We start from the raw sequence: 26,520 nt of genomic DNA, 5'->3' as shown, positions 1-26,520 counted from the left end.
TCGATCCGGTTTCAGCGCTTCTTGCGAACCAGATCGAACTTGAAGATGCTCGTGTTGTAGTAGTCGTTGCTGTAACAGATCGGCTCGCCGCTTTGATCGAAATCGACTTCATCGAGCAACAGAAACAGACCGAATCCGTCGCCGAGTTCCGGCAGATCGCGCGGCGTCAGGATGGTCGGCTGGATCGATGTGTGTGTATGCGACAGCCGGCGACCCGTGCGCGCGAACATCGCGAACAGCGACTCGCCAAGTTCGCCATTTGCCGCATCGAATACATGCTTCGGCACCGTGTCGATGCAGTACGCGGCGATTGCATCGTCGGCGCATCGCACCCGTTCGATGCGTACACAATCGGCGCCGACGCCTAACCGCAGTTTCGCGGCGAGGTTCTCCGACGCCTTGATCTGATCGATCCGCAACCGGCACGTGGTTGGAACCGCACCGACACTCCGGATCATGTCCGTCACGGACATCAGATCATCGAGCCCGCCTTCGAGCTTCAACGAAATTTGTCTGATGAAGGTGCCGCGCCCCTGCACGCGAGACAGCAAACCGTGCGAAATCATTTGCGCGACCGCCTCGCGCAGACTGGAACGTCCTACGCCCAGCAGCTCGCATAGCTCTGTTTCCGTGGGGATCTGATCACCTGGCTTGAGCGCGCGATCCCGGATCATCGACGTCAACGACTCCTGGATCTTGTCGCTCATCGAACGTTCGACACTCAGGCGCATGCGCGTACCCAGTATTGAAAGTAGATGAAATATAGATCAGACGTCTGATGTTTTTATCGGTGTTTACCCGCGCGTAGAGGGTGGCCCTTGATGGGACCGATAGAACCCGTTACCTGTGTTGCTTCGCTTTTGCAGCAGCATTGAGTCCGCCAGCGATGAACCGGCGAGCGTGTGTCGCAAGGTCCATGCTGTCGTCCCACAGATTTCGCCAGATGGCCAGCGCATTGGACAACTGCTCATTGACGACGGCGGATGAAAAACTCTCGAAGGTGACCACGCCTTGATAGTCGATCATCGCCAGTGCATGGAAGAACTGTGCAAAATCGATCGTGCCGGAGCCAAGGTATCCACGATTGCTCTCGCCAATATGAACGTAGCCGAGACGCGCTCCGCATTGAAGCACCGGCTGCATGAAGTCGCATTCTTCGATGTTCATGTGGTAGGTGTCCAGATGCACCACCACGTTCGGCGCGCCGATCTCGTCCAGCATGCCAAGCGCTTGCGACGCCGTGTTGAGCAGGTTGCTCTCGTAGCGATTGACCACTTCCAGTCCGAGCGTCACATTCTTTTTCAACGCAAGCTCTGCAATCCGCTTGAGCGATTCGACTGCATTTCCGCGCCCTTTTGCGGTAATGGGCGCCTGGTACTTGCCCATCGCACTGTACAAAATACCGCCGAAGTAAGCGCCGCCGAGTTCCGCGGTAATCCTGACACCCTCTTCCAGCAGCGCCATGCCTCGCGATACCACCGAGGGGTCTTCGCTGGATATGTCCGCATCGAACGTCAGCCCACGCGAGCAGCCAATCTCGAGGTTGTGCTCCTGCAGCAAGTCTCGGGTCAGCGAGAGGTCCATGACCTTCGGACCATGCAAGGAGAGTTCGATCAGGTCGAAGCCTGCCGCTTTCGTCTGGGTAATGACCTTGCGCGTCGACTCCGGCGACAGGTCGCCAGCCCATACCAACGCATGGACGCCTAGTTTATTCATCGCGCTGTGCCTCCCATTGCGACGGCTAGCCTCGTCAACGACCCGTGTCCGCTTTCAGCTCACGCGCATCGCATCGGTAACGGGCTGCTTGCGTTCGAGCGCCATGCCGTCCTGACGGAAGAGATGCACGTGACGCTTCGAAAAGCCTGGCTTGATGGGCTGCCCTTCCAGTGCGGCGGATTCCCCCGAGCCCTTCACCTGGATCACCCGTTCGTCGGCAAGACGCACATGCAGAAGCGTCTCGCTGCCCAGATGTTCGATGACCATCACCTCGCCTGCCAACGTGCTGTCGGTATCGCTATTTGCCGACTCGCTCAGATGCTCGGGCCGAACCCCGAGCACCAGCTTCTGATCCGGCTCGACAGCGTCACCGTTGCACGGCACAACGAGCGGCGCGCCGCCGGGCAGTTCGATCGTGACGCCCGCCTCGTCGCTCTTCTGCACGCGGACCTCGAGGAAATTCATCTTCGGAGAACCGATGAAGCCCGCCACGAAACGGTTGCGCGGCGTACGGTACAACTCGAGCGGCGAGCCGATCTGCTCGACTTCGCCGTGATTGAGCACGACGATCCGGTCGGCCATCGTCATCGCTTCCGTCTGGTCGTGCGTGACGTAGATCATCGTGGCGTTGAGCTGCTTGTGCAATTTGATCAGTTCGAGGCGCATCTGCACGCGCAACGCGGCGTCGAGGTTCGACAGCGGTTCGTCGAAGAGAAACACCTTGGGCTCGCGCACGATCGAGCGTCCGATCGCGACCCGTTGACGTTGCCCGCCCGACAGCGCGCGTGGGCGGCGCTCGAGCAATTGCCCGATCTGCAGGATATCCGCCGCCCGATGCACGCGCTCCTTGATCTGCGCTTCGGGCAACTTGATCATGCGAAGCCCGAACGCGATGTTCTCGTACACGGACATATGCGGATACAGAGCGTAGGACTGGAACACCATCGCCACGCCGCGCTCCGACGGTTCGAGCTCCGTCACGTCTTCACCTTCGATCACGACCCGGCCCGAATCGATCCGCTCCAGCCCGGCGATACTGCGCAACAAGGTCGACTTGCCACATCCCGACGGACCGACGAACACCAGAAATTCGTGCTCCTTGACATCGATGTCGACGCCCTTCAGCACGTCGGTGCCTGCAAACGCTTTGCGGATCTTCTGCAAATGTACGGCGCTCATGCGTGTCTCCTGTCCCATGCAAGGCCGTACGGCGCCATGCGCTGGTCTCATGCAAAGCACTGGCGGCGTCATGACGGATGCGCAGCGAACCCGAACCGCGCATGCCGCGACGCACCATCCAGCACTTGACGATTTTCTTCTTGACAACCGGTGCGCGTCAAAATATACATTTGTAAAACGCAAATTACAAGTGAAACGACGAGGGCACGCCGTACGTTTTGCACGCGTCGATGCACGTCGCCGCAATGACCCTGACCGCCGCGGCATTTGCCGATGGTTCAAGAACAATCAAGGAGACGAACGATGAAAAAGCGCTTTCTGCGGCCTGCTGCCATAGCGTTGTCGCTTGCCACGGCGTCGCTGCTCTGCGCTGCCAACGCGGATGCATGGACATTGAAGGAGGCCGCGCAGCCGTACTCGGGCACCACCATCAAGGCGATCTTTCTCGATCGCCCCGGCTACAAGGCAGCGCAGAAACTCATTCCGCAGTTCGAAAAGGAAACGGGCATCAACGTGAAGTGGGAAGTGATCCCGTACGAGAACACGCGCGAGAAGGAAGTGCTCAATTTCGTCGGCGGCGGCGATCAGGACGTGGTGCTCGTCGACGTCGTGTGGATTGGCGAATTCGCCAGCAACAAGTGGCTCGTTCCCATCAAGACCTTCACCGACAACCCGAAGCTCGCCGATCCGAAGCTGAACCTGCCCGGCTTCTTCCCGATTCTGCTCGACTCGTTCGGCTCGTGGGACAAGGTCACCTACGGCCTGCCGTTCGATAACTACTCGGGCCTGATGTTCTACAACAAGTGCATGCTGAAGGACGCGGGCTTCAACGAGCCGCCGAAGACCTGGGACGAACTGCTCAACGTCTACGCGCCCAAGCTGACGCAGGCCAGCAAGAATCAGTTCGCGTTCGCGCTGCAATCGCGGCGCGGCGAAACGCAGTCCGCCGACAGTTTCATGCGCGTGCTGTGGCCGAACGGCGGCTCGCTGCTCGACGCCAAATTCAAGTCGAACCTGATGTCGGCGCAATCGCAGGCGGGCCTCGAATACCGTCAGAAGCTGATGAAGTACATGCCGCCCGGCATCGTCGATTTCGATCACGCCGAAGCCGTCAACGCGCTCGCGCAAGGCCAGGTCGCGATGATCACCGAGTGGTCGGCGTTCTATCCGACGCTCACCGATCCCGCCAAATCGAAGATCGGCAACTGCCTGGCGATCACCACGGAACCGAAGGGTCCCGCCGGGCTGAAGCCCGCGCTCGGCGGCTTCTCGCTGGCCGTCAACGCGAAGTCGAATGCGAAGAAGCAGGCGGCTGCGTGGCTGTTCATCCAGTGGATCACGTCCGAAGAAATGGCCAAGCCGTATCTGGAAGCGGGCGGCGTGCCCGCGCGCACGGCCGTGTACCAGGACAAGGCCGTGCAGGACAAGTATCCGTTCGTGAAGCCGATGGTCGAATCATGGCAAGGCGGCGTGCCCGACTATCGTCCGCGCTTCCCGGAATGGCCCGCTGTGTCGGAAGTGATCGGCGAATGGGGCACGAAGATCATGCTGGGCCAGGTGTCGGTGAAGGACGGCGCGCAGACCATCGGCTCGAAGACGGAAGAGATACTGAACAAGGCGGGCTACTACAGCGGCAAGAAGCCTTTGCTGAAGTAACGGCAACGCACCGAAGGGAGCATCGATGTTGAACGGCACTGCTCGGCCCGGCAACGGCATGACACCGGCAAGGCCCCGCTCGCGGGTGCGCTTGCCGGGTTCGGCTGCGTTCTGGTTTCTGATCCCGGCGATCTTCACGCTTGCCGCAATCGGTATCTATCCGCTGCTGCTGGCGTTGTACAACTCGTTTCATCAGTACAAGCTCGCGGATCTGGCCTCGGGCACGCCGTTCATCTGGTTCGACAACTACAGCGCGACGCTGAGCGACCCGTCGTTCTGGGGCGCGCTGGGACGTACGGCGCTGTTCCTGTGCGTGACCTTGCCGATCGAAGTCGCGCTCGGACTGTTCGCCGCGCTGATGCTCCATCGCACGACACTGCCGTGGATGCGCGCTGTCGCGCGTGTCAGCCTGGTGATTCCGATGGCGACGACATATGCCGTAGTGGGCCTGATCGGGCGGCTCATCTTCAACCGGCAGTTCGGCGTGGCGAACTACCTCGGCGGTCTGGTCGGCATGCCGCCGCAGGACTGGCTCGCCGATCCGACGCTCGCGTTCGTCTCGGTAATGATCATGGACATCTGGCAATGGACGCCGTTCTGCGCGCTGATCCTGCTGGCCGGCCTGACGATGGTGCCGAAAGAAGCCGAAGAAGCCGCGCGCCTCGAAACGCCCAGGTGGAGCAAGATTCTGTGGCATCTGCAACGGCCCTATCTGCTGCCCGGCCTCACGGCAATCCTGATCCTGCGTTCCGCCGACATGCTGAAGATGTTCGACGCCGTCTTCACCATGACGCGCGGCGGGCCCGGCACCGCGACGGAGTTCATCAGCGTGTATATCCAGCGCGTCGGTTTCCGCCTGTTCGATCAGGGCATGGCGTCCGCGCAGGCGATCCTGCTGCTGATCCTGACCATCGTGCTGTCGCGGCTCTATATCCGCTTCGTCTACCGGGAGGCCGCGTGAACGCACCTTCGACACAACGCGCGAGCGGCGACGCCGCGCTGCCCGGCAACCCTCGTCTGACGGCACGCGCACGCCGTGCACGCGCGGCGCGGCGCAATGCCACCGGGTGGCATTTTCTGGGGCTGCTGGTCGTGTTCCTGTCGTCCGTGTTTCCGTTCTACTGGATGGTGACGACGAGCCTGAAGAGCCAGGCGGAGGCGCTCGCCTATCCGCCCGTGTGGCTCTTCAAGCCGACCTTCGTGCATTACGTGGAAGCACTGTTTACGCACGAAGTGGGCGGCAGTCTGATCAACTCGCTGATCATCGCCAGCAGCACGACGGTGCTGTCGATCCTGCTCGGCACCCCCGCTGCGTATGCGCTCGCGCGCTATGAATTCCGCGGCAAGGAAGACCTGTGGTTCTGGTTCATCTCGAACCGCATGGTCAGTCCCGTCGTGCTCGCCGTGCCGTTCTTCCTGATCGCGACGAAGCTCGATATCGTCGATACGCACATCGTGCTGATCCTGCTGTACATCACGTTCTCGCTGCCCATCGTGATCTGGATCTGCACCGACCAGTTCCGCAACATCCCCGTCGAGCTCGACGAAGCCGCGCGGCTCGACGGCGCTTCGCCGTGGCGGATCTTCTGGCGCATCAATCTGCCGCTGGCGATGCCGGGCATCGTCGTATCGGCGATCTTCGCTTTCATCTTCTCCTGGAACGACCTGCTCTACGCGCTCGTGCTGACGCGCACCGACGCGATCACGTCGCCCGTCGCGGCCACCAGCTACATGAGCGGCTATGAGCTGCCGTGGGGCGAAATCATGGCGACGGGCACGTTGATCGTGCTGCCCATGGTCGTGTTCGCGCTGCTGGTGTCGGGCCGGCTCGTGCAAGGGCTGACGATGGGCGCAGTGAAGTGACGCTCTGGTATAACCGCGTGTTGCTTTCCACCCGGACACAAAACGATACATGACCAAGACCGCCCCACTCGTCACGATGCCGGAAGCCGACGTTACCGTCGACGCCGAAGAGGAATTGCAGGCGCGCGTCGCGTGGCATTACTACATCGGCAACATGACGCAACAGGAAATCGCGCATCGCATCGGCAGCAACCGCGTGCGCGTGAACCGGCTGCTCGCGGCGGGCCGCGAATCGGGCCTCGTGCAGATCACGATCAATAGCCGGATCGCGCCGTGCATCGCGCTGGAGCAACAGCTCGTCGAACGCTTCGAACTCGACGACGCTGTGGTCGTGCCGACGGGCATCAGCCCCGAGGCGAACATGGCCGCGCTCGGCATCGGCGCGGCGGGTTGCCTCGTCAAGCGCATCACGGAAGGCGCGACGGTCGGCGTCGGCTGGGGCCGCACGATACGCGCGGTGCTGCGCGCGATGCCCCAGCGCGCGTACGGCGCCGTCAACGCCGTATCGCTGCAAGGCGGCCTGTCGCATTGCCCGAGCATCAACACGTTCGACATCGTCTCGGACTTCGCGAATCTCTGCCAGGCCGACGCCTATCTGTTCGCTGCGCCCATTTATGTCGGCAGCCAGAAGGCGCGCGATCTGATCCTTCAGGAAGAAACCGTGCGCGGCACGTATGAACTCGCGCGCAATGCCAATCTCGCGCTGCTGACCTGCGGCGACCTGACGGAATCGCTCGTGGTCACGTATGGCATCTCGAAGCCCGACGATCTGCGGACCTTGCGCAAGGCGGGTGCGATCGGCGACATGCTCGGCCATTTCATGGATGCGAACGGCGACCCCATCGATCATCCGCTGAACCGCCGCACGGTCGCGATCTCGCTCGACGACCTCCGCAAGATCGACGACGTGGTGCTGGTGTCGGGCGGCACGAAGAAGTTTCATGTGACGCGCGCCGCGTTGCGAGGCCGCTATGCGTCGGTGCTCGTGACGGACGAAGACACGGCGCGCCGACTATGCGACGAACCTTGAATACTTAGGGAGCCGCGATGTCCACGCACGACGACCCTCGGCAGTTCGACGGCAAGACCGTGCTCGTCACGGGCGCGGGCAAAGGCATCGGCCGCGCGACGGTGCAACTGCTGGCGCGGCGGGGCGCGCGCGTGATTGCGCTGAGCCGCTCGGCCGCCGATCTGCGCACGCTCGAAGACGAGACCGGCTGCACGACGCTATGCGCCGATCTCGGCGATGCAGGCGCGGCACGCGGCGCAGCGGAAGCGGCGCAGCCCGTCGATCTGCTCGTCAACTGCGCAGGCATCGTCGAACTGCAACCGTTTCTCGACACGAGCGTCGAGGCCTTCGACACCATCATGGCCGTCAACGTGCGCGCCGCCATGATCGTCGCGCAGCAATGCGCACGCAGCATGATCGGGCGCGGCGTGAGCGGCTCGATCGTGAATGTGTCGAGCCTGTCGGCCACCGTCGGCTTGCCGCTGCACGCGGCCTATTGCGCATCGAAAGCCGCGCTCGACGGCCTGACGCGCGTGATGGCCGTCGAACTGGGTCCGCACGGCATCCGCGTGAACACGGTGAACCCGGTCGTCACGCTGACGCCGATGGCCGAGAAGGCATGGAGCGACCCGGCAAAGTCCGCGCCGATGCTCGCCCGCATTCCGCTGAAGCGCTTCGTGCAGCCGCTCGAAGTCGCGCGCACGATCGCTTATCTGCTCAGCGACGAGTCGGCCATGGTGAGCGGCGTGAGCCTCGCCGTGGACGGCGGCTTCCAGGCCGGCTGAACACGCGCGGCGCGCGCCCAATGCTGGGCTCCGCCAATCAATCTCTCTCTTGCGAAAGGAACGACGATGGAAGCATTGGTACTCGAAGGCGCACAACGCATCAGCCTGCGTCCGTTCAGCCTGCCGCAGACAGTCGGACCGCGCGACGTGCGCATCCGCGTCCATACGGTCGGCATCTGCGGCAGCGACATCCACTACTATCAGCACGGACGCATCGGTCCCTTCGTCGTCAACGAGCCGATGGTGCTCGGGCACGAGGCGGCAGGCACCATCGTGCAGGTCGGCGACGACGTGCAGCATCTGAAACCCGGCGACCGCGTCTGCATGGAACCCGGCGTGCCCGACATGGATTCGCGCGCATCGCGCGAGGGCCTCTACAACCTCGACCCGAAGGTGCGCTTCTGGGCGACGCCGCCCGTGCACGGCTGCCTCGCGCCGTTCGTCGTCCATCCTGCCGCGTTCACGTACAAGCTGCCCGACAACGTGAGCTTTGCCGAAGGAGCCATCGTCGAGCCGCTGTCGATCGGACTTCAGGCCGCGAAGAAAGCGGCCATCAAGCCGGGCGACGTCGCCGTCGTGCTGGGCGCCGGCACGATCGGCATGATGTGCGTGCTCGCGGCGCTGGCGGGCGGATGCAGCCGCGTGATCGTCTGCGATATGGTGCCGGAGAAGCTCGCGTTGATCGGCAGCACGCCGGGTGTGACGGCCGTCAACATCCGCGAAGCATCCGTCAAGGAAGTGGTGCGGCGCGCGACGGACGACTGGGGCGCGAATATCGTGTTCGAAGCGAGCGGCAGCGAGAAAGCATTCGACGGCATCGTCGATCTGCTGTGCCCCGGCGGCTGCCTCGTGCTGGTCGGCATGCCGCAGCATCCCGTCCCGCTCGATATCGTCGCGTTGCAGATCAAGGAAGCGCGCGTCGAGTCCGTGTTCCGATACGCGAACATCTTTCCGCGCGCGATTCAACTGATCGCGTCGGGACGCATCGACGTCAAGCCGTTCATTTCGCGCTCGTTCGCTTTCGCAGACGGCATCAAGGCCTTCGAAGAAGCGGCGAGCGGCAATCCGACCGACGTGAAGGTGCAGATCGTGATGGAGTGACCGCGCAAGCGGTGCGGGTTGCCCGTTTGCCAAACAAACCAGCGTGAGGTGCAGCATGAACGCGACCCAGGATGCAGCGTCAGCCATGACGGCGATCGTTTGCCGCGCGCCGAAGGACTATCGCGTCGAGCAGGTGGCGCGCCCGCGCGCCGGGCGCAACGAACTGGTGATACGCATTGCCGCGTGCGGCATCTGCGCGAGCGACTGCAAATGCTGGTCGGGCGCAAAGATGTTCTGGGGCGGCCCGAACCCGTGGGTCAAGGCGCCTGTCATTCCGGGCCACGAGTTCTTCGGCTATGTCGAGGAACTCGGCGAGGGCGCGGCAGAGCATTTCAATGTGCAGCTGGGCGAGCGCGTGATTGCCGAACAGATCGTGCCGTGCGACAAGTGCCGCTATTGCCGATCGGGCCAGTACTGGATGTGCGAGGTGCACAACATCTTCGGCTTCCAGCGGGAAGTCGCCGACGGCGGCATGGCCCAGTACATGCGCTTTCCGCCCACGGCCATCGTCCACAAGATTCCCCTTGGCGTATCGCTGGAAGATGCGGCGATCATCGAGCCGCTCGCCTGCGCGATTCACACCGTCAATCGCGGCGACATCCAGCTCGACGACGTGGTCGTGATCGCGGGCGCGGGACCGCTGGGCCTGATGATGGTGCAGGTCGCGCATCTGAAAACGCCGAAAAAGCTGGTGGTGATCGATCTGGTCGACGAGCGTCTCGCGCTCGCGCGCGAATACGGCGCAGACGTGACGATCAATCCGGCATCCGACGATGCACTCGGTGTCGTCCGGTCATTGACTGATCAGTATGGTTGCGATGTGTATATCGAAACGACAGGCTCGCCGTCGGGTGTCACGCAGGGATTGGATCTGATCCGCAAGCTCGGGCGCTTCGTCGAATTCTCCGTGTTCGGCAGCGACACGACGACAGACTGGTCGATCATCGGCGACCGTAAGGAACTCGACGTGCGCGGCGCGCATCTCGGCCCGTATTGCTATCCGATCGCCATCGATCTGCTGGCGCGCGGGCTCGTCACGTCGAAAGGGATCGTCACGCACGGGTTTTCGCTGGAGCAATGGGACGAGGCGATCAAAGTCGCGAATTCGCTCGATTCGATCAAGGTGCTGCTCAAGCCGAAAACGTGACATGCGAGGTGAGCGCAAGGTGCCGGGCCATTGCCGGAACTCGCGCCCACCATAGAGCACGCGTGCGCGGATAACGCAGGCTACGTCGACGCGGCCGCGAAGTCGGGATCGTCGAACAGCTTGCGCAGCAGTGCCTGAAAAATCGCCGTGGACTGGTTCAGACCGTTCGACGCGGCGATCGCCCCGAGAAATGCCGAGTCCCAGTGCGCGTCGGCGTGCAGCACCTTGTCGTAACGTACCGACGGCCCCTGCCGGACCACGAAGTGGCCGGTGACCTGCGCCTGGCCGTCGGCAATACGGACTTCGGAGAGTGTCGCCTCGATGCGCGCCGCCGCGTTCGCGTCATAGTTGCCTGACGTAGCGAGTTCCGTGCGAAGCGCCTGCCCCAAATAGGACGTCCACGAACCATCGCCCGGTGCGGAGATACGCATCGAGCGGATCGTCGTCTGCACACCCGCTGGATCGCTACCCGCCGCCGCTACCTGGAAACGGGCGCCGCGCGGCAGGCTGCCCAGCTTCATCTGTTGCTTCGCGGGCTTTTTCGGGGACAATCAACCATCGCAATACAGTAGCGTGCGGCTCGCGTGGCATGCCCCTGCAGGCCCGTCTATCTGCTTACACGTTCGATTCGTCCAAGGGGAAAGCACATGAGGAGTTCAGAGATCCGCGCGTCGCTGGCGGCGTTGACGCTCTTGCTCGCTGGCTGTGCCGCAGGCGGCATGCCGGGAGGCGCAACGCATCTGAGCGCCGCCCAGTGCCGCGACCTGACCGAGCTTCGGAACCATGCGCCCCTCACCCGCCAGCGCAACCTCAGCGAACTGGCAGCGCTCAGGCAAGCGGGTTACGACCCGTCCCGGTGGTTCGATCCGTACTACCCGGAAGATCTGCAGGCTGCGCAAAGCCAGGTCGATCGCTGGTATCACGATGAATGCCAACAGGCCCAGGTGAAATGAACCGCACAAGGCCGCTTCGGTTTCATGCCTCGCCGGGATTGGCGGCGAAGCAGGTCCTGGCCATCGCCCGGTCAGGGCGAGTGCGCAATTGATCCGTGGCGACAAGGGACGTGCGAGACACTCGCCTGAAGTCTGTGAGCGTCTCTGGCCGCCCCCGAGCCGGACCTTCGATGTGCTGGTATGCCCAGGCTATCTGCGCCGAGGCTTTCCCTCTCGTGAACCCGCGATGACCGCCGCCAGGCGCTCAGCAGCGGCCCTCATCTGCTCGCTGCTGAACCCTCCGAAGCCAAGAACAAGGCCCGGCCGTCCCGTCTGCGGCGCGAACATGGGCGACACGGCACGTACCGCGACGCCCTCTCCGGCGGCGCGCCCGACAAGCTCCCGGTCGTCCAGCCCGTCTGCGAGCCAGAGCACGAGGTGCATCCCCTGATCGCCGGGCTCGATCCACGCGAGATCAGCGGGGAGCAAAGCTTCGAGGGTATCGATGAGTTGACGCCGATGTTCGGCGTAGACATTGCGAACCTTGCGTATGTGCCGTTCCAGATGTCCTTCCGCCATGAAAGCGGCGAGCACGTGCTGATCGGCAGTCGGAGGGTGGCGGTCCATGAGCACGCGGGCACCGCAGAACGCATCGACGAGATTGCGCGGGACGATCAGATAGCCCAACCGCAGGGACGGAAACAGAATCTTGCTGAACGTACCGAGATAGATCACGCGGTCCGGCGCCAAGCCCTGCAGGGCCGGAAACGGATAGCCCTCGTAACGGAGCTCGCTGTCATAGTCATCCTCGACTACCCACGCATCGCTGCCGCGTGCCCACGCGAGCAAGGCCGTGCGCCGGGCCATGCTCAAAGGCATTCCCAAAGGGTACTGATGGGACGGCGTGACGAATGCCGCGCGTGCATGCGGGGCCATGTTGATGCCAGCCTCGACATCGAGACCCTCGGCGTCAACGGGCACACGGATCACGCCCTCGCGATAGCCGATGTTTTCCAGTATGGCGGTGACGCCACGGTAAGCGGGATTCTCGACCCACGCCTGATCGCCCGGACCAAGCAGGACCTGACTCGCGAGAAACAGTCCTTGCTGGGTACCGCTGGTCACGATGACCTGGTCCGGCTCGCACCGCACGGAGCGGGACCTTCGCACATAGGCTGCGATCGCTTCTCGAAGGGGCAACGCGCCCAAAGGATCGGCGTATCCCGTGGGCGCACCCGGGCCCCTTGCGCGTACCCGGTTACCCAGGCGGCGCCAGATATTGCCGGGCGCGGTCAACCCGACTGGGACAGATATCGCGAAGGGGATCGGCTCGAGCGGACGAAACTCTCGTGCGATCTGGGCGAACGCCAGGGCGCGCGCGGGTAGCCCGGACTTCGTTGGCGGCTCCTGGATCGCCTCGGGTGCGCTGACCGACTGCGACTCCGCCAGGGCTTGGGCGACATGCGTTCCCGCTCCCGCTTTCGATTCCAGAAACCCTTCGGCAAGCAATTGCTCGTAGGCCTCGATCACTGTCCCTCTCGCCACGCGAAGTGAGGCAGCGAGCGAACGCGATGACGGCAGTCCGTCTCCGGCTCCGATGTCGCCCTTGCGCACGGCCTCCCGCAGCGCCTCCGCAATTTGACGGCTCAGATTGCCAGCCGTGCGATCGAGCGCGCCAAGCGACGGCATGTCCGCGTCACGCGCAGTTCTCGCCATAATTCTGGTTCACTGGAAATTTAATAAACTGGTCCTTCAGAATAAACCACTTTTACCGCAAACTGGAAGGACCGCTGTGATACCAACCCATCGTCCTTAGCAGCCAGAGACCGCGTATGTACGTACCTGCCCACTTTGCCGAAACCCGGAAGGAAGTTTTGCACTCCCGCATCGTTCAACATCCGTTTGGCACGTTGATCACGCACGGTAGCAGCGGACTCGACGCCAATCACATTCCGTTCGAACTTGCAGCAGAGGACGGCGAACTCGGCGTGCTGCGTGCGCATGTGGCGCGGGCCAACCCGGTATGGCAGGAGGTCGCGAACGGCGACGAGGTCCTCGTCGTGTTCCATGCGGGCGACGCCTATATTTCTCCGAACTGGTATCCGAGCAAGCACGAACTGCACAAACAGGTGCCGACCTGGAACTACATGGTTGTGCATGCGCACGGCCGCATGACGATTCTCGATGATGAGCGCTACGTGCGAGGCTTAGTGGGCCGCCTCACTCGCACACATGAGGCATCGGAACCGAAACCCTGGAAGATGGGCGACGCACCGAAGGACTACGTGGATGCGATGGTAAAGGCGATCGTCGGTATTCAGGTTGAGATCACGCGTCTTGTCGGTAAGAGCAAGCTCAGTCAGAACAAGGAAGCGCGAGATATCCACGGTGCTGCCGAAGCACTCAAGTCGAATGGCGAATCCCAGCTTGCCGATGCCATGCTCGCCGGGGTCCCGACGAAGCAACCATAAAGAGCGGTCGGCATCGCTCAACGTTCTTCAGATAATGCAATGTACTCTTCCACCTTCATTTTTCGGGCCGGTCAATACGACGAGGCATTTCATGAACTCGATCAGCGGATTACCGCAGTGGCTCGGTCCATTCCGGGATATGTGAGTGAGGAGACGTGGGAAAACGCCAGTGAAGGATTGACCCAGAACGTCTATTACTGGGAATCGGAAGAGGCATTGCTACAACTGATCCGGCATCCCGTGCACGTCGAGGCGAAAGCGAAGCAAAGCCGCTGGCTGGATGGCTATCGGGTCATCATCGCGCGTGTGATTCGGGAATATGGTGATGGCCGGCTCGTGAAGCAGGTCCACCGCCGTCAGTAAGTGACGAGGCTGAAAATAAAACCGTCTTCGACAACGCAAAGAACGTACGAGCACCCTGAATCAGTGCAATGCCACTGGCCCACTGGACCAGTGGCATTTAAACCTGCCTGACAGTATCGGCACGAAGCGCCATGCGACCAAGCCGAAGCAAACCGCACATTTGAGGTACGCAATCTTCAAATGCTCGCAAGCAGCAGTCGAGCCGCATCAGGCATCCCGGTCAATCGTCATCCTTTCCCAACCCCGGTAGCGGCCGGGTGCCCTCCATACGAACGGACTGCAACGATTTCGGGTCCAGCCCGAGTGCGCGCAAGATCGTAGGTGCAACCTGTGTGGTGCTGACGCGGCGATCGACATGCCTTTCATGATGATGTCCATCGGGATACGCGACGATCAGGCCCAGATGGCTGTCGTCCGGCGCGTTCCCGCCATGCTCCTCGTCTTTCGCTTTGCTCGATGTGTAAATAACACCGGGGTTGGGCTGCACGATGATATCGGGCGTGCGTCCATATGCCGGGTCGCCAAATAGCGCCGCGAGCCGCGGTCCCGAAAGGATGTAAGCCTGCGGCCCGTCAGCGCAGATTCCTGGCGCGTTGCAACCCAGGTTGGCCTTCAGCGTCGACACGACATCCTGAACCTGGCTCTGGTCCCGCAGCCAGATGAGACCGACATCGTCGGTTTGCGCGAAGCCCGTGCCGACGAGACCCGTCCCGTCATTCAGGTTGCCCGTCGTCGTGCTGTTTTGCCCAAAGCGGCCGTTCGGATCGAGATAGTTATGCGCTTCGAGCAGGCCCACCAGCGTGTCGCCGTTCTTGACCAGCCTGGTGTGGTCGCTGGGCGACTGGCCGTGTTTGGCCGTTACGATCACCATCGTCGACTTCGCGAGATCTCTCGACTTCAGTGCATCGACCATCTTTCCAAGCGCATTGTCGACATAGGCAATCGCGTCCGTCACCTGCTTGCCCGGAGTAAAGCTCGCATCGAGATAGCCGCCGCCGGACGCGACGGGCGCCTTCTGCGCAACGCTCAATGTCTGAAAGTTCGTACCGAACAAGGTCGGCACAACGGTGTTTTGCTTGCCCGTTGAGTCCTTTCCGTCGATCTCATTGATGATGGACTGAACATGCAGGTTATCGAACTGTTCGGTATGCGCGTATGCGTCGGTGTAGTTCGTGCCCGTCGCCGGATCGATCGAGTTGATCTCGGTACGTGACAGATCGTCGACGCCCTTGCCTGACGGACCATTTAACCAGTCATAGCCCCACGCATGCTTGTCGGCCCAAGCCGTGCGTGCACCGTCGACGTGCTGCTTGACGGCCTCGAAGATCGTGTTCGTCTTCAGATAGTTATGTGGATAAACGGGCACGCACACGCCATTTGTCTTTGCGTGTGGAATCGCTTGCGGATTGAAGGCGCCTCCTCCGTCGAGATGCGTAAGCGCCCCGCCGTTCTCTGCGTCTATGCCCGTGGTTTCGTCGAATACGACATTCCAACCTTGCTTGCCCTTGCAAGTCGGGTCTGACGGCGCGTAAAGCGTGCGATCGTACGAAACGTCATAGAACAGTCCCGCCGATTTCGGCGAGCCGCCCGTCACGAGCGCCGCCAGGCCAGGAAACGAGTCGGAGAGTCCAGGCGTATAAGCATTGGAGTACGTTACGCCGGACTTCGCCAGCAAAGCCAGATTCGGACACGTATTAGCGGCAATGCAACGCGCCACATCCTGCTCGTGGAGACCATCCACACTGATCAGCAAAACCCGTCGCACGTCGGCGTCGCGCCGGTCGTGATCGTGACCATGTTCCTTGTCATCGCCAGCATGAACGATCATCGGAAGCGCAATCGTTGCCGCCAGGATGCCTGCTCCCATTTGCCTGATAAGACGACTCATTTCCACCTCACTGAATGTTTGAATTCGAAGTGACTGCAGCGAGGTAATGTGCCCGTTTAATACGTCATCGGAATGACTTTTCCCTTTCGTTTAACCGAATTCATGAGAATGAAAATCACGACCCACAAATAGAGCCCTGGCGCCGAATGGCGTCGCATCCTCTCTCGATTTCTTAAGAATTGCATAAGGAAAGGATTGATTTATTCAAAACGTTTCTTGACAGGCAATTCGCTCTTTTTAAAGAGGAACGAACGCATACCGTCATCACCTAAGCGTGCCGATGTGCCATGACTTATCCTCATTCATGATGTCCGGCTCGTTGATCGAGGTACAGAAGTTCCGCGTGATCGTTGTCGACACCTCGAAGCTGGTCGACGCCAACGACCTCGCGGGCGCGAAAAAGCGGATCAAGGATCTGGAAACGTCGTGGGACGAGGCCGAAGCGGGACTGAAGCCACGCGCCGCCGCCGACTGGCACAAACTCGACAAGTCGATCGACGACGCGCTCACGGCCCTTCGCGAAAGTTCACCCAGCCAGGCCAGGTGCAAAAAGACCCTGACGGATTTGCTCGCGATGATGGACCGGATGAGCGGCAAGGTTTAAAAGGTCAACGTCGGGGTTCCGCCTCTTAAGCTCGATCCGATCTGCTCTACTGCACGGTAATGACTTCCTTCATGTTCGGATGTATGCCGCAAAACACGTTGTAGACACCAGGCTTGTCGAACCTGAACTGATAAGTCTCGTTCTGATCCAGCGCGGCGGAGCGAAACAGGCCGGAGTCGCTAACCACGGTATGCGGTTCGCCGTCCAGATTTTTCCAGGTCACCGTCGAACCCGCTTTAATCGTGGTGGACATCGGTGAAAACATGAAATTCTTGATAACGACAGCATTGGCCTCCTGCGCCTGCGCGACAGTCGTCCCTGAAGTGAATGCCGCCGCGATCATCCCGACTCCAACAGAGACAACCAGCGTACGACGAAAGATGGCAGATAGCATGATCCCGTTCCTTGCTTGATAAGTAGATAAGTAGATAAGTAGAGGGTGATTGCAATCAGACGAGCGTCGCGTCGGACAGCGTCGCCTTGAGCGGATGACGCGAGATCTTGATGCTGGTCACGCCAAGCATGCTGGCAAGCTGATCGCTCGCCACCTTGAGCGGCATGGGCCCAGGCCCGTTTCCGGCCGTCGGTTGCGGATACGCGGTCGAGCGCGCGGTATGGAAAGTAATATTCCCCTCTACCTTGGACACGATCTGATGGATATGTCCATTCAGCACGGTGACCGAGCCGAACCGCTTCAGGTAGTCCATCGCGCGGCCAGCGTCGCCCGTGCCCCATCCCCATGGTTCGTAAATTGTCCACATCGGCATGTGTGCAAACACAACGATCGGTGTACTCGACGAGCGCCCTTTCAGATCGCTTTCCAACCATTCAAGCTGGTCGTCGCCAAGGCTCCCTAAACCATTCGGTTTGAAGTGCATCACATTGACGAGCCCGATGAAATGCACGCCGTTGTGATCGAAGCTGTAGTACCCCTTGTTGTCCGAGGCTTTGCCGAAGCGCTGGAAGTACTCGGTTCCCGGTCCGTCTGTCACATCGTGCTCACCAGGCACGGTGTGCAGTTCAGTGATATTCAGCCCCGACAGCAATTGGGCCGCGAGATCGAATTCCGCGGCCTTCGAGAGGTGCGTGATATCGCCCGTGTGTATCGTCAGTGCTGGCTTGACGGGCATCGCGTTGACGAAGTCGATCGTCTCCTTGAGCGTACCGGCGACATCCGGATTGGCTTCCTTGTTGAAGCCGATATGTGTGTCGCTGATCTGAAGGAACAAGGGCACGCCTGAAGATGCCGGCTTGTCGGCCGTACCGGCGGCGAGCGCTAACTCGACAGGGGTGAGAATGCCGCCTGCAAGGACGAACAGGGTGCCGGCGCCGCCATAGGCGAGGCATTTCAACGCGCTGCGGCGCGACGGATTGGAAGGCGTATCGGATGACATGATGTGCTCTCGATTGGGGGTTCAGAAGGTATAGACCGCCGAATCACCCAGTGGACCTCCGCCGGCTGGGTTCAAGCACTAGACTGAGATGACGTCCGTTCTATTCCCGAAACATGAACTGCTGTTGCTGCGTCGACTCATGCGCTGACCTTTTAGTGCGGAATATCCAGCGCATGTGGACGGTCTGGCAGGCAGGACACACGAATTGGGGAATCGAAATGGACATCATCGACCTGGCCCGTGAATCGGGACTGACAGTCATCCTCGATGGCAGAATCGGCCGCGAGGAATACCACAGCGTATGCGGCTCGATTTCGGCGTTATCGCGATTCGCCGAATCGGTATGTCAACGCACGGCGACCCCGGATGACTGCGCGTCGGGCCAGGCCCGCACATCCGTGAATTGAGGCTTCGAGTGCAATCCGTTCTGCGCCGTCTTCAGCTCGGGTCGGGCATCGTGTTGCTGACCTATCTCTTCCTCCATCTGATCAATCACGCGCTCGCCGTCTGGTCACTGGAGCTTGCCGGGCGCGCGCTGCAGTTGGCGTTGTGGCTCTGGCGTAGCGTCCCGGGCACATTCGCGCTGTACGGTGCGGCAGCGCTGCACTTTTGGCTCGCGCTGCATACGATCTACACGCGCCGCCAATGGACGCTACCCGGGGCCGACTGGGTCCGCCTCTGGGCGGGCCTCAGCCTGCCGCTGCTGCTGATCCGCCACGCGGTGACGACCCGGCTGGCCTCCACGCTCTATGGCTTCGAGCCGAACTACGAGCGTGTCGTCATCACGCTGCTCACGAGCGGCACGCAGGGACTGCAGCTTGCGCTGCTCGCGCCCGGCTGGGTACATGGATGCCTCGGATTGTGGTTCCGCTTGCGCCATCATCCGTTGGCGCAACGCATGAAGCCCGCATTGCTTACGTTCGCCATCCTCTTGCCGCTGCTGTCCGCGGCGGGTTTTATCCAGATGATGCGAACCGTCGAGACAAAGCGCTTCACATTGCCCGCACCCGATCCGAAGCTGGTTGCTCATCAACTCGCCCTGGATGCGTGGCGCCACGATCTCGTCGCCGTCTATCTCCTGATGACGATCAGCGCATTCGTTGCCGGCCAGATGCGTAACAGGCTCGAACGGCGAAGCCAGCAAAACAACGGCTGAATACGTCGCCGCAACCCACGATGTCTGACAACTCGTGCACGGTTAGAAAATGCCTAGAAACAAACCCTAACCCGCAACAGCAGCACCGCGCCTAACCCAACACCCGCCCTACATCCCTTTCAGCAAGGCTACCAATATCCCAAATCGGCACGCACGCCTTGCCGGTTTCGGCGTTGGCCCGATTTTTCGTCGATCTACAGTCGCCTCACACAACGTGAATCTCTAACGGAGGCGACATGAGAATAAGGCGACGAACCGCGTCCATCGCGGCGACGCTGTCATTTGCTGCGGCATGCATCGGCAGTGCGCACGCAATCGAAAAGCCCGAAGAACTGACCGTGCAGAAGCTGCCGCCCTGGCATCCGCATGAGGTATTCGTCGTCGATATTTCGATGCCGTCGATGACGGACGCACGCATCTATCTGTACGACGCCGATGCGAAGAAGCTGCTCGGCCAGATCGACGCAGGCTTCGCGCCGGGCTTCGCGATCTCGCCGGACCACAAGACGAGCTTCGTCGCGACCACGTATTTCGCGCGCGGCTCGCACGGCGAGCGCACCGACGTCGTCGAGATGACCGACAACGCGACGCTCGATCACACAGGCGAAATCGTGATTCCGCCCAAGCACGGCCAGCACGTGCCGTCGCCGTACAACACGACGTTCAGCGCGGACGGCAAGCGTCTTTACGTGACGAACATCACGCCCGCCGCATCGGTGACGGTGATCGACGTCGCGTCGAAGAAGGTGCTGTCGGAAGTCGATATGGCGGCCTGCGTGCTCGCGTTTCCGTCGGGCAACGACCGCTTCACGGGCCTGTGCGAAAGCGGCAAGGCGCTCACCATCACGCTCGACGCGAACGGCAAGGAAGCGAAGCGCACGATGTCAGACGCGTTCATCGACGTCGACAAGGACCCCGCCTACATCAACGCATCGCCGTACCAGGGCGGCTATCTGTTCACGACTTTCCACGGCATGGTGCGCACCGCCGACTTCCGCGGCGACAAGCCCGTGTTCGGCAAACCGTGGTCGCTGCTGACGGATGCCGAGCGCGCCGAAGGCTGGCGTCCGGGCGGCATGCAGCAGACGGCCGTGCAGACGAAGCTGCATCGCTATTACGTCGCGATGCACAAGGGCGGCGAAGGCACGCACAAGGACCCCGGCTCGGAAGTCTGGGTGTACGACCTGCAAACGAAAAAGCGCATCGCGCGCTGGGACCTGTCGCAGCAGAAGATCGACCCGATCGCCTCGATCCAGGTCAGCGACGACGACAAGCCGCTGTTCTACGGCATTACGGGCACGTCGGATCTCGTCGTGATGGATGCGCGCACGGGCAAGCTGCAGCACGTCGAAAAGCAGGTCGGCAATACGTCGTCGCTGCTCGTCAATCCGTGAGGCCGACATGATGCTCGATCCTGTACTCGCAACGGGCGCGCAGGCCAGCACGGCGATTGTCGTGCTGCTGGGCGCCGTCGCCAAATGGCGGCGTCCTGCCGCGTTCCGTCAGGCGCTCGGCGACTACCGCCTGTTGCCCGACGCGTTGACGGCACCCGCCGCCATCGCGATCGCGGCAGCGGAAACGGTGGGCGCCGCCGCGCTGCTGTTCCCCGATACGCGCGTCATCGGCGCGATCGTGCTGGTCGCGCTGCTGCTCGCCTTCGCGGCGGGGCTCGCGTTCAACATCCTGCGCGGCCACACCGATATCGACTGCGGCTGCTCGGGCTTTGCCGCGACGCAATCGGCAACGCAAGCGAATGCGCCGCGCGGCATCGGCTGGTTTCATGTCGCGCGCGCGGTGCTGCTCGCCGCGCTCGCCGCGACCGCGTTCATCGAACCCGCGACGCGTTCGATCGTGTGGTTCGACTACCTGACGCTGTTCTTCGCCGTGCTGCTGATCGTCTGCGCACTGCTCATTTTCGACGTGCTGCTGGCCAACGTGCCGCGCCTTTCTCACTTGAGGAATTCATGATGCAAACCGCTCTCACTGTTTCCACCGCGCTCCTGTGGATCGCCGTTCTCGCGCTCGGCGCGATCTGTCTCGCGCTGGTTCGCCAGGTCGGCATCCTGTACGAACGCATCATGCCCGCAGGCGCATTGATGATCGACAAGGGCCCCGCTGTCGGCGCGATTGCACCGACCTTCGAACTGTCCGATATTCGCGGCCAGCAAGTGAAGGTAGGCGGCATCGACGCGCAAGGCAAGGCCACGCTGCTGTTCTTCCTGTCGCCGACGTGCCCCGTCTGCAAGAAGCTGTTGCCGCTGCTGCCTTCGCTGCAATCGAGCGAAACCACGCCCGTCAACATCGTGCTCGCCAGCGACGGCGACCTCGCCGAGCATCAGCGCTTCGCACAGAAGCAGAACCTCGACCGCTTCCCGTATGTGCTGTCGCAGGAACTGGGCATGGCGTATCAGATCGGCAAGCTGCCGTATGCCGTGTTGCTCGACGACAGCGGCAAGGTGCGCGCCAAGGGTCTCGTCAATACGCGCGAGCATCTGGAAAGCCTGTTCGAAGCGAAGGAACGCGGCGTCGCGTCGCTGCAGGAGTTCGTGCACGGCGATCATCGCCACGAACAGCACGCTTGACGCATCGAACCCACTGACAACCTGAGCGGAGAACAATCACATGGGCGTTTTTGATTCATGGTTCGAGAAGTCGGCGCGCGGCGTCGCGCAGCGCAGTTCGCGGCGCAGCGCGATGGCGAAGCTAGGCCGCGTGCTGGTCGGCTCGGCGATGCTGCCGCTGCTGCCCGTCGATCGCACGGCCTATGCAGCCGATGCTGCGTCGGCTGCATCGGGCGCATCGGGCGCGTCGGGCGCCAGCGACGATCCGATGAGCTGCGATTACTGGAAGTACTGCGCCATCGACGGCTGGCTCTGCAGCTGCTGCGGCGGCACGTCGAGCAGCTGCCCGCCGGGCACGACGCCTTCGCCGATCACGTGGATCGGCACTTGCCGCAATCCGCACGACGGCACCGACTACATCGTCTCGTACAACGACTGCTGCGGCAAAACCTCGTGCGGCAAGTGCTTCTGCAACCGCAACGAACGCGAGAAGCCGCTTTACAAGCTGTCGCTCGACAACGACATCAACTGGTGCATGGCGAACGGCAATTCGAACTATCACTGTTCGGTTTCGGTCCTGCTTGGAGCAGCAAAGCAATGAAAGTGACGCATTTTTCAAGGCCCGCTGGGAAAATCGCGGCCGCCTGTGTTGCGGCGGCTGCGTCGTTGACGATGCCGGGTATCGCGTTCGCGCAGACCGTGCACTACCCCGCCGGCAAGAGCATGTTCGACGCGCAGTGCGCGGTGTGCCACCAGGCTGGCGGCAAAGGCCAGGACGGACTCGCGCCGCCGCTCACCGAGTACCCGGGCAAGTATTCGACAACGGCGCCGGGCCGCGCGCAACTGACGTCGACACTCGTGCACGGCATGTTCGGCGAGATCAAGGTTCACGACAAGAGCTACAACTTCAAGATGCCGAGCTTCGCGAGCGCAAGCGACGAAGACCTGGCGCAGGTGTTGAACTATGTCGTGTTCGATCTGAACGCGCAGCACGGCGACGCGAAGCCGTTCACGGCCGCCGACATCAAGGCGGCACGCGCCCAGACGATGGACAGCGCCGCCGTCCATACGCAGCGCGCCGTCGTCACGAAGGGACTCGGCCTATGAACGCCGCTCGCGTGTCTCGTGCCGGCGACCGCGTGCCCACGCAGCAGCCCGTGCGCGGCGCGCGCGCGGTTTCATCGGCGGCGTTGTGGGTCGGCGCAGCGCGGCGCATGTCGATGCTGCTCATCGCGTGCGCCGCGACGCTCGCGCCGCCCTCGCCCGCCAATGCGCAAGGCAGCGCCGACGCATCGCTCGCGCAGCAGCACTGGGTGCTCAATTGCATGGGCTGTCACACGGCGACGGGCGGCGGGATTCCCGGCAAGGTGCCGCCGCTCGCGCACTCGCTTGGCTATTTCGAGCATCTGCCCGCCGGGCGCGAGTATGTGATGCGCGTGCCGGGCGCATCGAACTCGGCGCTCTCCGATCAGGAACTCGCCGACGTGCTGAACTGGTTGCTCACGACGATGAACCACGAAGCGCTGCCGAAAGACTTCAAGCCCTACACGGCTGCCGAAGTCTCCGCACGCCGCCGCCCCGCTCTCTCCGATGTCGCGACCGTGCGCGCCGGACTGATTCGCGATCTGCACGAGCGCGGCATCAAGGGCGTCGCGGACCGCTACTGAACATCCCCTATCAAAGGAATCGAACATGGAGACGACTCACACCTTCCCGCTGCTCGCCGCAACGCAGGCGTTCATCGCGAAGCCGAAGAAGATGCTGATCGGCGCGGAGTGGACGGATGCATCGTCGGGCCGCACGCTCGACGTCGTGAATCCCGCCGACGGCGCCGTCCTCACGCGCGTGCCTGAAGCGAACGAGCACGACGTCCAGCAAGCCGTCGCCGCCGCACGCCGCGCGTTCGACGCCGGCCCGTGGCGCACGATGAAAACCACCGACCGCGAACGTCTGCTGCTGAAGCTCGCCGATCTCGTCGAAGCGAATGCGCGCGAGCTCGCGGAAATCGAATCGCTCGACAACGGCAAACCGGTGATGGTCGCACAAGGTCTCGACGTGTCGATGGCGGCGCAGTGCTTCCGCTATATGGCCGGCTGGGCGACGAAGATCGAAGGCAGCGTGATCGATGCGGGCATGCCGTACATGCCGGACAGCGAAGTGTTTGCCTACACACGCAAGGAACCGGTCGGCGTGGTCGGCGCGATCATCCCGTGGAATTTCCCGCTGCTGATGGCCGCGTGGAAGCTCGCACCCGCGCTCGCGACGGGCTGCACCGTCGTGCTGAAGCCCGCCGAAGATACGCCCCTCACCGCCTTGCGGCTTGGCGAACTGATCCGCGAAGCGGGCTTTCCGGACGGCGTCGTCAACATCGTCACGGGTTATGGGCATACGGCGGGCGCGGCGCTGTCGCGCGATCCGCGCATCGACAAGATTGCCTTCACAGGCTCGACGCAGACGGGCAAGCTGATTGGCCACGCGGCGCTCGACAACATGACGCGCATGTCGCTCGAACTGGGTGGCAAGTCGCCTGTGATCGTGCTGCCCGATGTCGATATCGACAAGGCTGCGCAAGGCGTCGCGAACGCGATCTTCTTCAACTCGGGCCAGGTGTGCACGGCTGGCTCGCGCGTCTATATCCACAGCAAGGTGTTCGACAAGGTGATCGACGGCGTCGCGCAGATCGCGAAGAGCCTGAAGGTCGGCGCGGGCATGGACCCGTCGACGCTGATCGGCCCGCTGGTGTCCGCGAAGCAGCGCGAGCGCGTGTGCGGCTATATCGACTCGGGCTTCGCGGAAGGCGCGCGCGCCGCTGCGGGCGGCAAGATCATCGACAAGCCGGGCTTCTTCGTCGAGCCGACCGTGATGGTCGACACGAACCAGACGATGCGCGTGGTGCGCGAAGAGATCTTCGGGCCGGTGCTGGTTGCGATGCCGTTCGACGAGATCGACAGCGCCGTGCAACTCGCCAACGACACGCCGTATGGTCTTGGCGCGAGTATCTGGTCGAACGACATGTCGGCCGTTCATAAGCTGATTCCGCGCATCGCGGCGGGCACGGTGTGGGTCAATTGCCACTCGCTGCTCGACAACGCGCTGCCGTTCGGCGGCGTGAAGCAATCGGGCTTTGGCCGTGAGCTGGGACGCGCTGTCATCGAGCAGTACACGGAAAGCAAGTCCGTGATGATCAATTACGCGTGAGGGTTCGGGCGCTGCCTTGCCGAAGCGCTTTTAGCATTGCGCTTTGAGGTTTAGACGGGCAAGGCAGCCGGATCGCACGCTCACGAAGCAGACGGATAAGACAAAGGGGAAGAGACATGAAATACAGGACGACGCCGCGCACCATCGCGGCGGCGGTGGCCGCGCTCGCGGGCGCCATGGCTGCGATGACTGCGCCCGGCATGGCGCATGCGGAGAGCAGCGTCACGTTGTATGGCGATGTCGACGCGGGCATCACGTACACGAATAACCAGCAGGTCACGCATGCGGATGGCAGCGTCGGCGGCGGACACAATTTTCAGTTCACGGGCGGGAATTCTGCGCCTTCGCGATTTGGGTTGACCGGGAGTGAAGATATTGGCGGCGGCACGTCGGTGACCTTCAAGCTCGAGAACAGCTTCTACACGGGAAGCGGTAGTTTCGTTCAGGGCGGCACGCTCTTCAATCAGAATGCGTGGGTCGGGTTGACCAACGAGCAGTACGGCACGCTGACGTTCGGCCGTCAGTTCGATTCGTACACGAATGCACTGGCGCCATATGCTTCGAGTATTACGTGGGCCACGTTGTATGGGTCGCATATCGGCGACGTCGATAATCTGAATGCCGCGCTAAATCTGAACAATGCGGTGCAGTATGTCAGTCCTACGATTGCGGGTTTTTCTGTGAGCGGCACGTATTCGCTGGGCGGCGTGGCGGGTGATTTTTCGCAGAAGCGTGGCTGGGCTGTTTCTGCCAGTTACAACAATGCGCCCTTCTCGTTCGGGGTCGGCTATCTCGATCTGAATAATCCGCTCGATGCTGCGCTAGGCGGCGAGCAGGGTTATATCGGGGATTTTGCGTGCTCGAATCCGACTGCAATGTACTGTGAGTTGCAGAATGCGCATTCGTTGAAAGCGTTTGGTGTGGGTGGGTCTTATACCTTCGGGCCAGCGACTTTTGGACTGGTTTATACGCATACGCGGCTGGATGATAGCCAGTACTTTGCGAGCGCCACACTGCCGCAAGGCGCGGATGTGCGGTTCGATATCGTCGAGGTGAATGCGACGTATGCGTTGTCGCCCGCTTTTACGCTCGGGGCTGCGTATATCTATAACTCGATGAAAACCGATGTCAGCGGGTCGCCGAAATTTCATCAGGTCAATCTTGGGGCGACGTATAGTTTGTCCAAGCGGACGACGTTGTATGCGGTTGGGATTTTTCAGAAAGCCGCTGGCAGTGGGATTGGGACGGATCCTGTCACCGGACAGAGCGTGAATTATGCGCAGATTCCTAATCTGCCGAATTCCACGACGGATAAGCAGGTGTCTGTGACTCTCGGGCTGAAGCATAACTTCTGAGTTTTTTTTGTCTGCGACGCTGGGTTGGGGTTTGCGCTGGCAGATGCGGTTTGCTCTGCGCTGGCGTTCGCGGTTTGCCTTTGCTCTCGCTGGCATCCGCGTTACGTTAGCGTGCTTCACGCGTCGCCCCTGTGCGGGGCGG

Annotated in this window: 29 protein-coding genes; 21 read left to right on the top strand and 8 right to left on the bottom strand. The window is 61.9% G+C overall.

The window, feature by feature from the left end:
* Window positions 1–11: 11 nt before the first annotated feature.
* From KFO72_RS14755 to KFO72_RS14745, 3 genes are all read right to left on the bottom strand, one after another.
* Window positions 12–707: a GntR family transcriptional regulator gene (locus KFO72_RS14755; protein ID WP_224100870.1), complete on the bottom strand. Its 696-nt coding sequence runs from the start codon at window positions 705–707 to the stop codon at window positions 12–14.
* Between the two features lie 133 nt (window positions 708–840).
* Window positions 841–1,716 (bottom strand): sugar phosphate isomerase/epimerase family protein, encoded by an 876-nt coding sequence (locus KFO72_RS14750; protein WP_225032441.1) that lies wholly within the window; start codon window positions 1,714–1,716, stop codon window positions 841–843.
* 54 nt (window positions 1,717–1,770) lie between these two features.
* Complete coding sequence (locus tag KFO72_RS14745; RefSeq protein ID WP_054933675.1) at window positions 1,771–2,895, bottom strand: ABC transporter ATP-binding protein; 1,125 nt, start codon at window positions 2,893–2,895, stop codon at window positions 1,771–1,773.
* A gap of 303 nt (window positions 2,896–3,198) precedes the next feature.
* On the opposite strand from KFO72_RS14745, the gene KFO72_RS14740 reads away from it, so the two are divergent.
* From KFO72_RS14740 to KFO72_RS14710, 7 genes are all read left to right on the top strand, one after another.
* Window positions 3,199–4,551 carry an ABC transporter substrate-binding protein gene (locus tag KFO72_RS14740; RefSeq protein WP_054933674.1) on the top strand — a complete coding sequence of 451 codons (1,353 nt, stop codon included), beginning with the start codon at window positions 3,199–3,201 and terminating at the stop codon, window positions 4,549–4,551.
* A 25-nt stretch (window positions 4,552–4,576) separates the two neighbouring features.
* Entirely contained in the window at window positions 4,577–5,512 is a 936-nt protein-coding gene (locus KFO72_RS14735; protein WP_224100868.1) for a carbohydrate ABC transporter permease, read from the top strand.
* On the top strand, window positions 5,509–6,414 hold the full coding sequence (locus KFO72_RS14730) for a carbohydrate ABC transporter permease (protein WP_035997298.1): 906 nt from the start codon (window positions 5,509–5,511) through the stop codon (window positions 6,412–6,414). Before KFO72_RS14735 ends, KFO72_RS14730 begins: the two co-directional genes overlap by 4 nt.
* A 49-nt stretch (window positions 6,415–6,463) precedes the next feature.
* On the top strand, window positions 6,464–7,444 hold the full coding sequence (locus KFO72_RS14725) for a sugar-binding transcriptional regulator (RefSeq protein WP_225032440.1): 981 nt from the start codon (window positions 6,464–6,466) through the stop codon (window positions 7,442–7,444).
* A gap of 17 nt (window positions 7,445–7,461) precedes the next feature.
* Window positions 7,462–8,208, top strand: coding sequence for an SDR family oxidoreductase (locus tag KFO72_RS14720; protein WP_054933671.1), 747 nt, complete (start codon window positions 7,462–7,464; stop codon window positions 8,206–8,208).
* A 66-nt stretch (window positions 8,209–8,274) separates the two neighbouring features.
* Window positions 8,275–9,309: an NAD(P)-dependent alcohol dehydrogenase gene (locus KFO72_RS14715; RefSeq protein ID WP_225032439.1), complete on the top strand. Its 1,035-nt coding sequence runs from the start codon at window positions 8,275–8,277 to the stop codon at window positions 9,307–9,309.
* A 55-nt stretch (window positions 9,310–9,364) separates the two neighbouring features.
* The gene (locus KFO72_RS14710; protein ID WP_054933669.1) at window positions 9,365–10,456 is read left to right on the top strand and encodes an alcohol dehydrogenase catalytic domain-containing protein; all 1,092 of its coding nucleotides are present in this window, start codon (window positions 9,365–9,367) and stop codon (window positions 10,454–10,456) included.
* An 80-nt stretch (window positions 10,457–10,536) separates the two neighbouring features.
* Here the strand turns inward: KFO72_RS14710 and KFO72_RS14705 are convergent, their stop codons facing one another.
* On the bottom strand, window positions 10,537–10,977 hold the full coding sequence (locus tag KFO72_RS14705; RefSeq protein WP_225032438.1) for a hypothetical protein: 441 nt from the start codon (window positions 10,975–10,977) through the stop codon (window positions 10,537–10,539).
* 126 nt (window positions 10,978–11,103) lie between these two features.
* Here KFO72_RS14705 and KFO72_RS14700 point away from each other — a divergent pair, with 126 nt between their 5' ends.
* Entirely contained in the window at window positions 11,104–11,409 is a 306-nt protein-coding gene (locus KFO72_RS14700; protein ID WP_060605373.1) for a DUF4148 domain-containing protein, read from the top strand.
* A gap of 189 nt (window positions 11,410–11,598) precedes the next feature.
* On the opposite strand, the gene KFO72_RS14695 is transcribed toward KFO72_RS14700, so the two are convergent.
* Window positions 11,599–13,104 (bottom strand): PLP-dependent aminotransferase family protein, encoded by a 1,506-nt coding sequence (locus tag KFO72_RS14695; protein ID WP_225032437.1) that lies wholly within the window; start codon window positions 13,102–13,104, stop codon window positions 11,599–11,601.
* Between the two features lie 116 nt (window positions 13,105–13,220).
* Between KFO72_RS14695 and KFO72_RS14690 the strand changes: the two genes are divergently transcribed.
* Window positions 13,221–13,859, top strand: a complete 639-nt coding sequence (locus KFO72_RS14690) for an FMN-binding negative transcriptional regulator (RefSeq protein WP_225032436.1) — start codon at window positions 13,221–13,223, stop codon at window positions 13,857–13,859.
* 39 nt (window positions 13,860–13,898) lie between these two features.
* Complete coding sequence (locus KFO72_RS14685) at window positions 13,899–14,222, top strand: antibiotic biosynthesis monooxygenase family protein (RefSeq protein WP_225032435.1); 324 nt, start codon at window positions 13,899–13,901, stop codon at window positions 14,220–14,222.
* Between the two features lie 220 nt (window positions 14,223–14,442).
* Here KFO72_RS14685 and KFO72_RS14680 read toward each other — a convergent pair whose 3' ends face one another.
* On the bottom strand, window positions 14,443–16,050 hold the full coding sequence (locus tag KFO72_RS14680) for an alkaline phosphatase family protein (protein WP_225032465.1): 1,608 nt from the start codon (window positions 16,048–16,050) through the stop codon (window positions 14,443–14,445).
* A gap of 364 nt (window positions 16,051–16,414) precedes the next feature.
* On the opposite strand from KFO72_RS14680, the gene KFO72_RS14675 reads away from it, so the two are divergent.
* Window positions 16,415–16,714 (top strand): hypothetical protein, encoded by a 300-nt coding sequence (locus tag KFO72_RS14675; RefSeq protein WP_318248451.1) that lies wholly within the window; start codon window positions 16,415–16,417, stop codon window positions 16,712–16,714.
* A gap of 46 nt (window positions 16,715–16,760) precedes the next feature.
* On the opposite strand, the gene KFO72_RS14670 is transcribed toward KFO72_RS14675, so the two are convergent.
* Together KFO72_RS14670 and KFO72_RS14665 are read right to left on the bottom strand one after the other, a co-directional pair.
* Window positions 16,761–17,108 carry a cupredoxin domain-containing protein gene (locus tag KFO72_RS14670; RefSeq protein WP_225032434.1) on the bottom strand — a complete coding sequence of 116 codons (348 nt, stop codon included), beginning with the start codon at window positions 17,106–17,108 and terminating at the stop codon, window positions 16,761–16,763.
* Between the two features lie 55 nt (window positions 17,109–17,163).
* Entirely contained in the window at window positions 17,164–18,108 is a 945-nt protein-coding gene (locus KFO72_RS14665) for a metallophosphoesterase family protein (RefSeq protein WP_062917084.1), read from the bottom strand.
* Window positions 18,109–18,326: 218 nt separating this feature from the next.
* On the opposite strand from KFO72_RS14665, the gene KFO72_RS14660 reads away from it, so the two are divergent.
* From KFO72_RS14660 to KFO72_RS14615, 10 genes are all read left to right on the top strand, one after another.
* Window positions 18,327–18,515 carry a hypothetical protein gene (locus KFO72_RS14660; protein WP_054933660.1) on the top strand — a complete coding sequence of 63 codons (189 nt, stop codon included), beginning with the start codon at window positions 18,327–18,329 and terminating at the stop codon, window positions 18,513–18,515.
* 8 nt (window positions 18,516–18,523) lie between these two features.
* The gene (locus tag KFO72_RS14655) at window positions 18,524–19,264 is read left to right on the top strand and encodes a hypothetical protein (protein ID WP_225032433.1); all 741 of its coding nucleotides are present in this window, start codon (window positions 18,524–18,526) and stop codon (window positions 19,262–19,264) included.
* A gap of 236 nt (window positions 19,265–19,500) precedes the next feature.
* Window positions 19,501–20,658 (top strand): amine dehydrogenase large subunit, encoded by a 1,158-nt coding sequence (locus KFO72_RS14650; protein ID WP_225032432.1) that lies wholly within the window; start codon window positions 19,501–19,503, stop codon window positions 20,656–20,658.
* Window positions 20,659–20,665: 7 nt separating this feature from the next.
* A complete protein-coding gene (locus KFO72_RS14645) occupies window positions 20,666–21,232 on the top strand; it encodes a MauE/DoxX family redox-associated membrane protein (RefSeq protein ID WP_060605343.1) in 567 nt (188 codons plus the stop codon).
* Window positions 21,229–21,846, top strand: coding sequence for a methylamine dehydrogenase accessory protein MauD (gene mauD / locus KFO72_RS14640; RefSeq protein ID WP_007581305.1), 618 nt, complete (start codon window positions 21,229–21,231; stop codon window positions 21,844–21,846). The genes KFO72_RS14645 and mauD overlap by 4 nt, the downstream gene beginning before the upstream one ends.
* Before the next feature lie 40 nt (window positions 21,847–21,886).
* The gene (locus KFO72_RS14635) at window positions 21,887–22,426 is read left to right on the top strand and encodes a methylamine dehydrogenase light chain (protein WP_062917086.1); all 540 of its coding nucleotides are present in this window, start codon (window positions 21,887–21,889) and stop codon (window positions 22,424–22,426) included.
* Window positions 22,423–22,932 (top strand): c-type cytochrome, encoded by a 510-nt coding sequence (locus KFO72_RS14630; RefSeq protein ID WP_060605336.1) that lies wholly within the window; start codon window positions 22,423–22,425, stop codon window positions 22,930–22,932. Before KFO72_RS14635 ends, KFO72_RS14630 begins: the two co-directional genes overlap by 4 nt.
* On the top strand, window positions 22,929–23,492 hold the full coding sequence (locus KFO72_RS14625; RefSeq protein WP_060605333.1) for a c-type cytochrome: 564 nt from the start codon (window positions 22,929–22,931) through the stop codon (window positions 23,490–23,492). The genes KFO72_RS14630 and KFO72_RS14625 overlap by 4 nt, the downstream gene beginning before the upstream one ends.
* Before the next feature lie 25 nt (window positions 23,493–23,517).
* Window positions 23,518–25,023: an aldehyde dehydrogenase family protein gene (locus KFO72_RS14620; RefSeq protein ID WP_225032431.1), complete on the top strand. Its 1,506-nt coding sequence runs from the start codon at window positions 23,518–23,520 to the stop codon at window positions 25,021–25,023.
* Between the two features lie 116 nt (window positions 25,024–25,139).
* Entirely contained in the window at window positions 25,140–26,378 is a 1,239-nt protein-coding gene (locus tag KFO72_RS14615; protein WP_176053860.1) for a porin, read from the top strand.
* Window positions 26,379–26,520: the final 142 nt, after the last annotated feature.

Origin of the sequence: Paraburkholderia sp. XV (genome assembly GCF_020177535.1) — a bacterium.
GTDB classification, from domain to species: domain Bacteria; phylum Pseudomonadota; class Gammaproteobacteria; order Burkholderiales; family Burkholderiaceae; genus Paraburkholderia; species Paraburkholderia caribensis.
This window is presented reverse-complemented; position numbering and strand designations above follow the sequence as displayed.

Coding starts and splice junctions, on each gene's coding strand:
- KFO72_RS14710 (WP_054933669.1), top strand. CDS start 9,365: ATGAACGCGACCCAGGATGCAGCGTCAGCCATGACGGCGATCGTTTGC.
- KFO72_RS14705 (WP_225032438.1), bottom strand. CDS start 10,977: ATGAAGCTGGGCAGCCTGCCGCGCGGCGCCCGTTTCCAGGTAGCGGCG.
- KFO72_RS14750 (WP_225032441.1), bottom strand. CDS start 1,716: ATGAATAAACTAGGCGTCCATGCGTTGGTATGGGCTGGCGACCTGTCG.
- KFO72_RS14625 (WP_060605333.1), top strand. CDS start 22,929: ATGAACGCCGCTCGCGTGTCTCGTGCCGGCGACCGCGTGCCCACGCAG.
- KFO72_RS14630 (WP_060605336.1), top strand. CDS start 22,423: ATGAAAGTGACGCATTTTTCAAGGCCCGCTGGGAAAATCGCGGCCGCC.
- mauD (WP_007581305.1), top strand. CDS start 21,229: ATGATGCAAACCGCTCTCACTGTTTCCACCGCGCTCCTGTGGATCGCC.
- KFO72_RS14670 (WP_225032434.1), bottom strand. CDS start 17,108: ATGCTATCTGCCATCTTTCGTCGTACGCTGGTTGTCTCTGTTGGAGTC.
- KFO72_RS14745 (WP_054933675.1), bottom strand. CDS start 2,895: ATGAGCGCCGTACATTTGCAGAAGATCCGCAAAGCGTTTGCAGGCACC.
- KFO72_RS14690 (WP_225032436.1), top strand. CDS start 13,221: ATGTACGTACCTGCCCACTTTGCCGAAACCCGGAAGGAAGTTTTGCAC.
- KFO72_RS14620 (WP_225032431.1), top strand. CDS start 23,518: ATGGAGACGACTCACACCTTCCCGCTGCTCGCCGCAACGCAGGCGTTC.
- KFO72_RS14700 (WP_060605373.1), top strand. CDS start 11,104: ATGAGGAGTTCAGAGATCCGCGCGTCGCTGGCGGCGTTGACGCTCTTG.
- KFO72_RS14720 (WP_054933671.1), top strand. CDS start 7,462: ATGTCCACGCACGACGACCCTCGGCAGTTCGACGGCAAGACCGTGCTC.
- KFO72_RS14675 (WP_318248451.1), top strand. CDS start 16,415: ATGATGTCCGGCTCGTTGATCGAGGTACAGAAGTTCCGCGTGATCGTT.
- KFO72_RS14715 (WP_225032439.1), top strand. CDS start 8,275: ATGGAAGCATTGGTACTCGAAGGCGCACAACGCATCAGCCTGCGTCCG.
- KFO72_RS14635 (WP_062917086.1), top strand. CDS start 21,887: ATGGGCGTTTTTGATTCATGGTTCGAGAAGTCGGCGCGCGGCGTCGCG.
- KFO72_RS14755 (WP_224100870.1), bottom strand. CDS start 707: ATGAGCGACAAGATCCAGGAGTCGTTGACGTCGATGATCCGGGATCGC.
- KFO72_RS14645 (WP_060605343.1), top strand. CDS start 20,666: ATGATGCTCGATCCTGTACTCGCAACGGGCGCGCAGGCCAGCACGGCG.
- KFO72_RS14680 (WP_225032465.1), bottom strand. CDS start 16,050: ATGATCGTTCATGCTGGCGATGACAAGGAACATGGTCACGATCACGAC.
- KFO72_RS14665 (WP_062917084.1), bottom strand. CDS start 18,108: ATGTCATCCGATACGCCTTCCAATCCGTCGCGCCGCAGCGCGTTGAAA.
- KFO72_RS14615 (WP_176053860.1), top strand. CDS start 25,140: ATGAAATACAGGACGACGCCGCGCACCATCGCGGCGGCGGTGGCCGCG.
- KFO72_RS14685 (WP_225032435.1), top strand. CDS start 13,899: ATGTACTCTTCCACCTTCATTTTTCGGGCCGGTCAATACGACGAGGCA.
- KFO72_RS14650 (WP_225032432.1), top strand. CDS start 19,501: ATGAGAATAAGGCGACGAACCGCGTCCATCGCGGCGACGCTGTCATTT.
- KFO72_RS14660 (WP_054933660.1), top strand. CDS start 18,327: ATGGACATCATCGACCTGGCCCGTGAATCGGGACTGACAGTCATCCTC.
- KFO72_RS14735 (WP_224100868.1), top strand. CDS start 4,577: ATGTTGAACGGCACTGCTCGGCCCGGCAACGGCATGACACCGGCAAGG.
- KFO72_RS14740 (WP_054933674.1), top strand. CDS start 3,199: ATGAAAAAGCGCTTTCTGCGGCCTGCTGCCATAGCGTTGTCGCTTGCC.
- KFO72_RS14695 (WP_225032437.1), bottom strand. CDS start 13,104: ATGGCGAGAACTGCGCGTGACGCGGACATGCCGTCGCTTGGCGCGCTC.
- KFO72_RS14725 (WP_225032440.1), top strand. CDS start 6,464: ATGACCAAGACCGCCCCACTCGTCACGATGCCGGAAGCCGACGTTACC.